The 11,367-nt window shown below is 37.2% G+C and carries 10 protein-coding genes; all 10 read left to right on the top strand.

The genetic code is table 11. The annotated features are described in order from the left end of the window. On the top strand, positions 1-541 hold a 541-nt coding region (locus RDN22_RS09920; protein WP_308557893.1), incomplete at its 5' end, for a type ISP restriction/modification enzyme. A 7-nt stretch (positions 542-548) separates the two neighbouring features. After that, positions 549-1,769, top strand: coding sequence for an ATP-binding protein (locus RDN22_RS09915; RefSeq protein ID WP_308557891.1), 1,221 nt, complete (start codon positions 549-551; stop codon positions 1,767-1,769). A gap of 239 nt (positions 1,770-2,008) precedes the next feature. Next, a complete protein-coding gene (gene polA, locus RDN22_RS09910) occupies positions 2,009-4,669 on the top strand; it encodes a DNA polymerase I (protein WP_308557889.1) in 2,661 nt (886 codons plus the stop codon). Positions 4,670-4,677: 8 nt separating this feature from the next. Continuing rightward, positions 4,678-5,508, top strand: coding sequence for a bifunctional DNA-formamidopyrimidine glycosylase/DNA-(apurinic or apyrimidinic site) lyase (mutM, locus tag RDN22_RS09905; RefSeq protein ID WP_308557887.1), 831 nt, complete (start codon positions 4,678-4,680; stop codon positions 5,506-5,508). Further along, positions 5,505-6,107 (top strand): dephospho-CoA kinase, encoded by a 603-nt coding sequence (coaE, locus tag RDN22_RS09900; RefSeq protein WP_308557886.1) that lies wholly within the window; start codon positions 5,505-5,507, stop codon positions 6,105-6,107. Before mutM ends, coaE begins: the two co-directional genes overlap by 4 nt. A gap of 2 nt (positions 6,108-6,109) precedes the next feature. After that, entirely contained in the window at positions 6,110-6,577 is a 468-nt protein-coding gene (nrdR, locus tag RDN22_RS09895) for a transcriptional regulator NrdR (RefSeq protein ID WP_308557885.1), read from the top strand. 2 nt (positions 6,578-6,579) lie between these two features. Further along, a complete protein-coding gene (locus RDN22_RS09890; RefSeq protein WP_308557883.1) occupies positions 6,580-7,914 on the top strand; it encodes a DnaD domain protein in 1,335 nt (444 codons plus the stop codon). 16 nt (positions 7,915-7,930) lie between these two features. Next, positions 7,931-8,848, top strand: a complete 918-nt coding sequence (gene dnaI, locus RDN22_RS09885; RefSeq protein ID WP_308557881.1) for a primosomal protein DnaI — start codon at positions 7,931-7,933, stop codon at positions 8,846-8,848. A 282-nt stretch (positions 8,849-9,130) separates the two neighbouring features. Continuing rightward, positions 9,131-11,065 (top strand): threonine--tRNA ligase, encoded by a 1,935-nt coding sequence (thrS, locus tag RDN22_RS09880; protein WP_308557880.1) that lies wholly within the window; start codon positions 9,131-9,133, stop codon positions 11,063-11,065. Positions 11,066-11,097: 32 nt separating this feature from the next. Next, positions 11,098-11,247, top strand: coding sequence for a hypothetical protein (locus RDN22_RS09875; protein ID WP_308557878.1), 150 nt, complete (start codon positions 11,098-11,100; stop codon positions 11,245-11,247). Positions 11,248-11,367 lie beyond the last annotated feature (120 nt).

Genomic DNA, 11,367 nt, shown 5'->3' with positions numbered 1-11,367 from the left:
TTGTTCTTTATTAAATTTAGTCATAATAAAAGACCCAAAAGTGTCTAACTTTTGGGTCTCACTTCAGAAAGACCTTGCACGCATTCCTGTTTGCAAAGATAAAGAAAAGTACGTTGAAATTGGTAAAAAACTTATGGAACTTCATCTTAACTACGAAAAAGTTCCTATTTACGATAAAGTGCAAGTTAACTATAGCGGCACTCCTGATTATCGAGTAAAGAAGATGAAATTTGCTAAGAAGCGCAACAAGGACGGCAAGCTAGAAACTGATCGTTCTACTATCATCTTTAATGACTCAATTACTATTACTGATATTCCTGAAAAAGCTTATGAATACATTGTCAATGGTCGCTCAGCTATAGAATGGATCATGGATCAGTACCAAGTTAAAACTGACAAAAAGTCCGGCATTACCGATGATCCAAACGATTTCAGCGAAGATTTAAAGTACATTTTTAATTTGCTTTTGCGTATTATCAATGTTTCAGTTCAAACAGTTGATTTGATTAATCAATTACCACCATTAGAAATAGAAGAATAAGGATTTTATGCTTGAAGAAAAAATACGAAAACTTATAAATACAGATGAAGATGAATATCATGATTTTAAAGTTGAGTGGTATAACGAACATCAAAAAGATGAGATGATCAAAGATATATTTAGTTTTGTTAATACTGCTCACCATCAAGATTGCTATTTGATATTTGGTATCCATGATGGTGATCGTAAAGTTGTTGGTATTGAAAAAGATAGTAATAGGCTGAATACAGAAACACTTACTGAGTATTTAAATAGTTTACCTATTGCTAATCGAGATATTCCTAAGATAGTAGTTAAGACTATAAATATAGGTGATCATTTAATAGATATACTTATTATAAAAGATACTAGCGATGTTCCTGTTTATCTTAAAGAAGAATGTCACCCTAAAAAATGTAAACATGTTATTCGAGCTGGTCAAATTTTTTGTAGAATGAATGGAACAGAGACATCAATTACTGGAACAGCTAGCGATTATCAAGTCGAACAACTTTGGAAAAAGAGATTTGGTCTAGATTTATCTATTAGTGATCAATATAAAGTAAAACTCTTAGATGTAGATAATTGGGAATATTTTGAGAATGATCAAGTTGGTTTTAGATACAATGTTGATCCAGACTATTGCATGTATTTAGTTGATGATAAAGAAAGACGAAATAGAGTAGAATCATATTCTTTATCTCAATCTAGAATACGAATGGATTGGCAAGTATTAAAACTAATGTATCGTGGTCAGCTTTTGAAAAATATTTTGGTTGTCTGGTTAGATGGTGCAAGATTTTTAACAGTAACACCAATGTTGGCAGATTTAAATCAAGGCCTTCCGGGTGAAATGCTAACCTTTCAATATATTTGTGAAGATTCTATTGATTTTTATGTAGAAAATTTTTTGCTTTCAAGTAAAGAGCATGCAATATCTTCGGATCATTCACAAAGAAATCGATTATTAAAAGATATAGTTATTTTTAAAGATAGAAATCAACTAAAAACAGTATGTGATTTATTAAAGAACCAAATTTCAGAGATTAAAGAGAAAGTTAAACCAACTAATGATCAATTAGAATTATGTAAAGGTAAGATGAGTTTTGACTTTAGTAAAAAAGATATGGAATTTTCCAATACTAATATTGAATATATGTGTCAAGAAAAGAATGTAAGTGAATATATAAATAATTTCATTGCGACTAAAACTAGTTTAGAAATACCAGATTTGTTGTATTTAGATTAATTTTGATGGTTGTTGACTTAAACAAAAAGACCTTACCAATGCGAGTGGTGAGGTTTTTTTGAGTAAATTGAATGTTATAATTGTTAAGCTATATCAGAAAAATTAAGCTTTCATTTCACCCAAGACACTCTCAACTCATGCTAAAATATGTAAATTAAACCAGATAATAGCAAAAACTGTTAAAATAGTTAGTAGACTAATTTTGACAGCTTTTTTATTTTTAACGAGGAGATCTTATCGTGGCACAAAAGAAATTACTCTTAATCGACGGAAACTCAGTTGCCTTTCGTGCCTTTTATGCTTTGTATCGGCAACTCGATCGCTTTACCAGTCCAGATGGCTTGCACACCAACGCTATTTTCACTTTTAAAAACATGCTGGACGCTATCGTCAAGCAAGTAGAGCCAACTAACATCTTAGTTGCCTTTGACGCAGGTAAAGTTACTTTCAGAACCGCTATGTACAAGGACTACAAGGGCGGACGACAAAAGACACCTAGTGAACTTCTTGAACAATTGCCAGTTATCCGTGAAATGCTAACGGATTTAGGCATTAAAAGCTACGAATTGAAGAATTATGAAGCAGACGATATTATCGGCACTCTTTCTAAGATGGGTGAGGACGCTGGCTTCACAGTAGACATCGTCACAGGTGACCGCGACTTGACACAACTTGCTTCAGACAAGACGACGGTTTTAATTACCAAAAATGGTGTTGGAGATACTGAAGCATATACGCCTGAACATATGAAGGAAGTTAATGGTGTAACGCCAACCGAATTCATTGATATGAAGGCTCTAATGGGTGATAATTCCGATAATTATCCTGGTGTTGAAGGCATCGGCCCTAAGACCGCATCTAATTTAATTCAAAAATATGGTTCTGTAGAGAACCTCTATGATCATATCGATGATTTGAAGAAGTCTAAGCGTAAGGAGCGTCTTATTCGCGATAAGGACAAGGCCTTTTTAGCTAAAAAATTGGCAACTATCGATCGTGAATCTCCTGTTACAGTAACGCTTGAAGACACAATTAAGAAAGATCCAGACTACGAGAAACTGCGTGATCTTTATGAAAGATTAGGTTTCAAGAAGTTTTTAGCTGAATTAAATCAAGAAGGTGCCGCAGACGGAGCTGATGAGACTGAAAATTATGAATATGTCGAATTAACTACCGATAATGTTGCCGAATTAAATGACTTAAAGGAAAACGAAATCAGTTTTTACCTTGAAATGCTTGGTGACAATTATCACTTAGCACCATTTGAAGGATTCAGCTTAAAAGTTGGCGATAAAGTTTACATTTCAAAAGACATTGCTTTATTGCAGGATATGCCACTTAAAGGAATTCTTGAAAACAAAACAATTAAAAAGAATGTCTTTGATTTGAAGCGGACCACTGTTGGCTTGCATCGACTCGACGTTATTGCTAGCGGGCTCGATTATGATATGCTTCTTGCTTCATACTTGGTTAATAATGAGAATAACTCTAACGACCTTGGCGAAGTTGCTCACCTTTATGATGACTACTCAGTTAAGACTGATTTAGAAGTATACGGTAAGGGTAAGAAGCAGGCAATTCCAGAAGACGAAGAATTCTTCAAACACTTGGCTGCCAAGGTTTGCGTAATTGAAAAATTGAAACCTGAACTGCTCAAAAAGCTCAAGGATCATGAACAAGATGATTTATTTGAAACAATCGAAATTCCAACTGCTCGCGTTTTAGCCAAAATGGAAATGAACGGGATGAAAGTTGAAGCCAGCACCTTGATTCAATTGCAAAATGAATTTGCTGTTAAATTAAAGGAACTTGAAGACAAGATTTATAGTCAAGCTGGCGAAGAATTCAACTTAAATTCACCTAAGCAATTGGGTCATATTCTTTTTGAAAAGCTAGGCTTGCCAGTTATTAAAAAGACTAAGACTGGTTACTCAACTTCAGTTGAAGTATTGGATCAATTGAAGATGCAAAGTCCAATTGTTAGTGAAATTTTGGATTATCGTCAAATTGCAAAAATTCAATCTACCTATGTTAAGGGTCTGCTTGATGTAATTCAACCAGATGGCCGCGTTCATACGCGTTACTTGCAAACTTTAACTGCTACAGGACGACTTTCTAGTGTGGATCCTAACTTGCAAAATATCCCAACTCGTACTGAAGAAGGCAAGCAAATCAGAAAAGCCTTTGTTCCAAGTGAGCCAGATGGCTATATCTTCTCTTGTGACTACTCACAGGTTGAACTTAGAGTACTTGCTCATGTTTCTGGGGAGCAAAACATGCAAGAGGCCTTTAAGACTGGCTACGACATTCACTCACACACTGCTATGAAGATCTTCCATTTGGATTCTCCAGATGAAGTAACGCCACTTATGCGTCGTCATGCTAAGGCCGTTAACTTTGGTATCGTTTATGGTATTTCCGATTATGGTTTGTCCAAGAACTTAGGTATTTCTAGAAAACGTGCTAAAGAATTTATTGAAAATTACTTTGAACAATATCCTCAAATTAGAGATTACATGGATAAGGCAGTGCAAGAAGCACGTGAAAAGGGTTATGCAGAAACAATCATGCATCGCCGCAGATACTTGCCAGATATCCATTCAAAGAACTTTAATGTCAGAAGCTTTGCCGAAAGAACCGCGATTAACTCACCAATTCAAGGTTCAGCTGCTGATATCATCAAGATTGCTATGATTAATATGCAAAAGAAGCTTGATGAATTGCACCTTAAGACCAAGATGGTCGTTCAGGTTCACGACGAATTGATTTTTGATGTGCCAAAAGAAGAACTAGAAACAATTAAGAAGATTGTTCCTGAAGTAATGCAATCTGCTGTAAAGCTTGATGTTCCATTAATTGCAGATTCTGGTTGGGGACACAATTGGTATGATGCAAAGTAGGTGATAAAATGCCTGAAATGCCCGAAGTTGAAACTGTTCGAAGAACATTACTACCTTTAGTTAAAGGTAAGACAATTGAAAAAGTGGTTTTATGGTATCCAAAGATCGTCGCTACAGATCATGATAAATTTTTAAAAGAATTGCCTGGTAAAAAAATCATTGATATTGATCGTTATGCGAAATATTTGCTTATCCGTTTAAGCGATAATTTGACGATTGTCTCGCATTTGCGCATGGAAGGGAAATATCATTTAACTACTGAAGATGCACCTAAAGATAAGCATGATCATGTAGAGTTTGTGTTTACCGATGGTACGGCTTTGCGCTATAACGATGTGCGCAAGTTTGGCCGCATGCAGCTGGTTTTAACTGGAACTGAAAGACAAGTTACTGGTATCGGTAAACTTGGACCAGAGCCTAATACGCCTGAATTTAGTAAGCAATATTTCATCAGCAGTTTGAAGAAAAGGCGCAAAAATATCAAAAATACTTTGCTTGATCAAACTACTGTAGCAGGACTTGGTAATATTTATGTGGATGAGACTTTGTGGCAGAGCAAAATCCATCCCTTGAGTATTGCTGATAAGATTCCAGCTGAAAAAGTTGCTGATTTATGGAAAAACATCGATGAAACAATTGAAGTAGCCACAGAAAAGCGTGGCACGACTGTGCATAGCTATCTTGATGCTAATGGCCAAGTTGGTGGCTATCAAAACATGCTTCAAGTTTATGGACATGCCGGAGAAGAATGTCCTAGATGCGGCACAACTTTAGAAAAAATCAAAGTATCTGGAAGAGGAACAACATTTTGCCCTCATTGTCAGGTGATTTACAAATGACATATATTTTAGCTGTAACTGGCGGGATTGCGACAGGCAAGAGCACCGCGGATCAATTTTTTGAAAGTAAAAATATTCCAATTGTCGATTGCGATAAAATAGCGCATGATTTAATGAAGCCAAAAAATGCATCTTGGCAGGCTATCAGGGATGCATTTGGAGCAGAATATTTAAATGATGATCAAACAATCGATCGGAAAAAGCTCGGACAATTAGTTTTTAGTGATAAAACCGCGCTAAATAAACTAAATCAGTTGACTCACCCGTTAATTTTCGATAAAACAATACAAAAGGTCAAAACACATCAAAATGAAGGCCTTGTTATTCTTGATGTGCCGCTTTATTTTGAGTCTGGCTGGAACAATCGCAATATTGCTAACAGCGTTTTAGTAATCACGCTTCCAGAAGCTATTCAAATAAAGAGATTAATGCAAAGAAACGGCTTAACTGATCAAGAAGCAAAAATGAGAATTAAAAGTCAGATGCCACTTGATAAAAAAGCACAACTGGCTGACTTTGTGATTGAAAATACTGGTACAATAAAAGAACTAGAAAACAAACTAGAACAATTATTACTTAAGATCAAAGAAGAGGGATAGCTATGGAATGTCCAAATTGTCATCAAAATGCCTCCCGCGTTATTGATTCACGTCCTAGTGATGAAAACCGGGCAATTAGAAGACGTAGAGAATGCGAAAACTGTGGTTTTCGTTTTACTACTTTTGAACGTATTGAAACGGCGCCATTATTAGTTATTAAGAATGATGGAACGCGTGAACCATTTAGCCGTAAAAAGATTTTGCACGGTGTAATGGCTGCAGGTCAAAAGCGTCCTATCAGTAGTGAACAATTCGAACAATTAGTTGATCACGTTGAAAACAAGGTAAGAAAGCAAGGCGTAAGTGAAATTTCATCTAAGAAGATCGGTCAATATGTGATGGATGAATTGGCTAACTTAGATGATGTAGCCTACATTAGATTTGCTTCTATTTACCGTGAATTTAAAGATATGTCTAGCTTCATGAAGACTATGGAAGACATGATGGCTAAAAAGGGAAAGGGTAATTAGAAATGTTTGAGACATCTAATCCCAAGCATCTATATTATGTAGCTAATCAAATTACGCTTTTTCCTGAAGATGAACAAATTTTAATTAAGTTATATCAGCCATTAGTTGGCGGTGTTGCCGTAGCACTTTACCAAACTTTAATCAGCGACTACGATCCATATGGCATTATTTCTGATTCTAAGGGAATATATTCGCTGCAAGAACAATTAGATTGCAGCTTGAAGCAAATGTTTGATTCACTGCATAAGCTTGAAGCTGTGGGATTGGTGCAAACATTTTTATCCGATAATGTTTTCAATAATGTTCTAGTGTTTAAGCTGCTTAAGGTGCCCGGAGCCGATAAATTCTTTGCGACACCGCTTTTGGCGAGTTTACTTAAAGAAAAAGTTGGCGAAGAAACTTTTCATGAATTGAGTCATAAATTTGCTAAAGAGGCTAAGTTAAAGGAAAAGCCGATCAAAAATGCTCGCGATGTTTCGGCAAACTTCTTTGATGTATTTCGTTTGCCAGGGGATGAAGCGATTACTCCTTCAAGCGATGTAATTGAAGCTGCTAAAGAAAACAAGATTCATGAAGCAGAAGTAGCTAAAGTGAACGATCATGATACAGTTGATTGGGACTTTATTAAACAGCAATACGAGGTTTATCAAATTCCAGCAAGTGAAATTGATAATAAGAAGAATCAAATTCGCTCTTTAATGCAGACATATGGCTTATCCGAAAAAGAATTTGTGGATGAAAGCTTACCATGTCTTCACGGTTCATATGAATTGAACATGCGGGATATTAGTAATACTCTAGCGGAAAATTATAAGCGGATTAATACTAGAGAAAATGTGCAAAAGCAGCTAAAAGAAGGGCGTAAGAAAGCCTTAGCTGCAATCAAAGGCTTAGACGATGATGACAGAAAGCTCCTCAAAGAAGCTAATGAAAGTTCACCCGCTGAATTTTTGTATAATTTGAAAACCAAAAAGGGCGGCATTACAAGTGCAGGCGAGCGGCAAATTATCAATAATCTGCATACTCAGTATGGCTTGCCAGAAGACTTAATTAATATTTTGACTTACACTTGCTTGACTTATGACACTGTAGTAAATTCAAATTTAGCTTATAAAATAGCCAATGATTGGCTGCAACATGGCGTTGCCACAGCAGTTCAAGCTTTGCAATATGTGAAGAAGAGACGTGATAGCTTTGGCAATAGAAAGCCTAGGAGAAGCTATCAAAATAAGCGCGTAGAAAAAGGAACAGATTGGAGCAAGAAAAAGGTGGATACTAATTCTGGTATTTCCACTAAACAACTTAAAGACTTGTTTAAAGATCTGAATAACAAATAAGAAAGCAGGTGAATAGATGGAACCAATAGGCGAAGTAATCAAGCAAATTGTCAAACAACGCAATTTAGGCGATGAAAAAGAATTAGAAAACCAAGCTTTGCATGATCCTGAAGTCCAAGCTTTTTTAAAGCAAAATGAGGATAAGATCGATCAAAAAATGATTCGCAGTAGTATGCCAAATTTATATGAATTTTATTCGCAAAAACAGCACCCAAATAAGGTAATGGCTGGGTATACTCCGCAATTATTTTTAAATGGTAAAGTAATTGACGTTCGTTATACACCTACAAGAGCTAAGATTGCACAAGACCGTAAAAAGGCAGCGCAAAGACGATTGCAGCTCGTTGATTTACCTGCTCGCCTGCATGATGTTAGTTTAAGTGAAATTGATGTCACGGATGATCGAAATGGCGTCCTTGCTTTGATTTATGACTTTTTGAAAAAGTATCAAAAGAATCCTCATCAAAAGGGATTGTATCTTTCTGGTGATTTTGGTGTTGGTAAAACTTATATTTTGGCAGGTCTAGCTAATTATGTCGTTACCAACATGAATAAAAATGTCATTTTCTTGCATGTGCCAACTTTTATTGCAGGCCTTGCTAGTCACTTTGACAATAACAGTAGAACTAGTCTGCAAGAAGAAATTCGCAGACTGTCTGAATGTGATTTGCTTATTTTAGATGACATTGGAGCAGAAAGCCTTAGTCAATGGTCACGTGATGATGTGTTAGGCGTAATTTTGCAAGCAAGAATGGATAATGTTTTGCCAACATTTTTCTCATCCAATTTGGATATGGATGCACTTCAATCACACTTTGAAGAAACGCGTAATGCGACTGATCCGGTTAAGGCCAGAAGATTGATGCAACGAGTACGCTTTTTAGCTAGAGAAATCGTGGTGCCCGGACCTGATCGAAGAAATTCTTTGCATTAATTTTAAAAAAGGTCTTGCATCGTAAGTCTTAATGCGTATAATTGAAATTAATTAAACGAGACATGATGAATCTCGACTCAGAGAGAAGGATCTAGTTCTGGAAATCCTTCATTAGAGGTTCACCCCAATCGTTTATTCCCAAAGTTAAAATTTATTAGGTTGGATACCTTTATTAATCCGTATATAAGAGGTTAGAGAACGCTAACTTGAATTTTGGGTGGAACCACGCAATTAACGTCCCAGTGCATTGTCGCACTGGGATTTTTTTTTGGAGGTAATTTTATGAGTTTTTCAGTTACTTTGCCAGATGGCTCAAAGAAAGAATTTGATAAAGCTGTTTCAGTTAAAGATGTAGCTTCATCAATTGCTACTTCACTTGGAAAGGCTGCCGTTGGTGCTAAGGTAAATGGCCAAGTTAAGCCACTTGATTACGAAATTGATAGTGATGTTGAAATTGCTATCCTTACTGATAAAGATGAAGAAGGTTTGGATATCTTAAGAGCAACTGCTGCATTTGCTTTAGAAGCTGTTGCTAAGAAGAAGTACCCAGAACTTCATTTAGGTCAACACGTAGCTGACGAAGGTGGCTTCTATGTTGATACTGACAAGAAGGACCAAATCAAGGTTACTGAATTGCCAGAACTTGAAAAGGCTATGGAAAAGCTTGTTAAGAGTGGTCAAGCTATTGAACACGTTGAAATGGACAAGTCAGAACTTGAAGAAATGTTCAAGGATGATCCATTCAAGAGCGAACTTTTGAAGAAGATTGATTCTGACAAGGTTGATGCTTACAAGTTAGGCGACTTCGTAGACTTTGGCTTTGACGCATTACTTCCAAACACTGGTAAGATCAAGCACTTCAAGCTTTTGTCAGTAGCTGGTGCTTACTGGCTTGGTAAGTCATCAAACCCAATGCTTCAAAGAATCTTTGGTACTGCATTCTTCAAGGAAGCTGCTTTAAAGGATGACTTGAAGCGTCGTGCAGAAATTAAGGAACGCGACCACCGTACTATCGGTCGTGACCTTGACCTCTTCTTCGTTGATCCTAAGGTTGGTGCTGGTCTTCCTTACTGGATGCCAAAGGGTGCTACTATTCGTCGTGTTGTTGAACGTTACATCATCGACCGTGAAGTAGCTGACGGTTACCAACACGTTTACACTCCAGTACTTATGAACCTTGATGCTTACAAGACTTCAGGTCACTGGGCACACTACCGTGATGACATGTTCCCACCAATGGACATGGGTGATGGCGAAATGCTTGAACTTCGTCCAATGAACTGTCCTTCACACATCCAAATTTACAAGCACCACATTCGTTCATACCGTGACTTGCCACTTCGTGTTGCTGAACTTGGTATGATGCACAGATACGAAAAATCAGGTGCTTTGTCAGGTCTTCAACGTGTACGTGAAATGACTTTGAACGACGGTCACACTTTCGTAGCTCTTGACCAAGTTCAAACTGAATTTGCCAAGATCTTGAAATTGATCATGGACGTATACAAGGACTTCGACATTACTGACTACTACTTCAGACTTTCATACCGTGATCCAAAGAACACTGAAAAGTACTTTGCAAACGATGAAATGTGGGAAAGAAGTCAAAAGATGCTTAAGGGTGCTATGGATGACCTTGGCCTTGACTACGTTGAAGCTGAAGGTGAAGCAGCATTCTACGGTCCTAAGCTTGATATTCAAACTAAGACTGCTTTGGGTAATGACGAAACTATGTCAACTATCCAACTTGACTTCATGCTTCCAGAAAGATTTGGCTTAACTTACGTTGGTCAAGATGGTGAAGAACACCGTCCAGTTATGATCCACCGTGGTATCGTTGGTACTATGGAAAGATTCATTGCTTACCTTACTGAAATCTACAAGGGTGCATTCCCAACTTGGCTTGCCCCAATCCAAGCTGAAATCATCCCAGTTAACAATGAAGCTCACGGCGAATACGCTGAAAAGGTTCGTCAAGAACTTGCTAAGCGCGGCTTCAGAGCAGAAGTTGATAACAGAAATGAAAAGATGGGTTACAAGATTCGTGAATCACAAACCCAAAAGGTACCTTACACATTGGTATTAGGTGATGAAGAAATGAAGAACGGTAGCGTTAACGTACGTCGTTACGGTACTGATGAAGAAATTTCTAAGAGTCTTGATGACTTCATTAACGAAATTGATGCTGACGTTAAGTCATACTCAAGAGAAAACTAATTTAATAGTTAAATAATTTAAAGCCAAGATTCATGCTTTATTGCATGGGTCTTGGCTTTTTATTGTGTGTCGGGCATGACATTTCATCTAGTCCGTTGAAATACGGATCACGGGTAGTTGTCGCCAAGTGTAGCGAACCACAAGCCGTTAGCGGTAACGCTAAGGGTGAAGGAAGTGGCTAGCAAGTTTTCTGAGTCTACGAACAGAAACCTGGTCAGGCCAAATGGCGGATAAGACTGCAATACAAGTCGAAGTCCAAAAGACAAACGTAAAGCCAAGACGGTAAACCAGGAGGCAGTGGA

It is taken from the genome of uncultured Lactobacillus sp. (genome assembly GCF_902491705.1).
GTDB lineage: Bacteria > Bacillota > Bacilli > Lactobacillales > Lactobacillaceae > Lactobacillus.
Note: the sequence above shows the minus strand (reverse complement) of the source record. Positions and strands in the feature narration are given on the sequence as shown.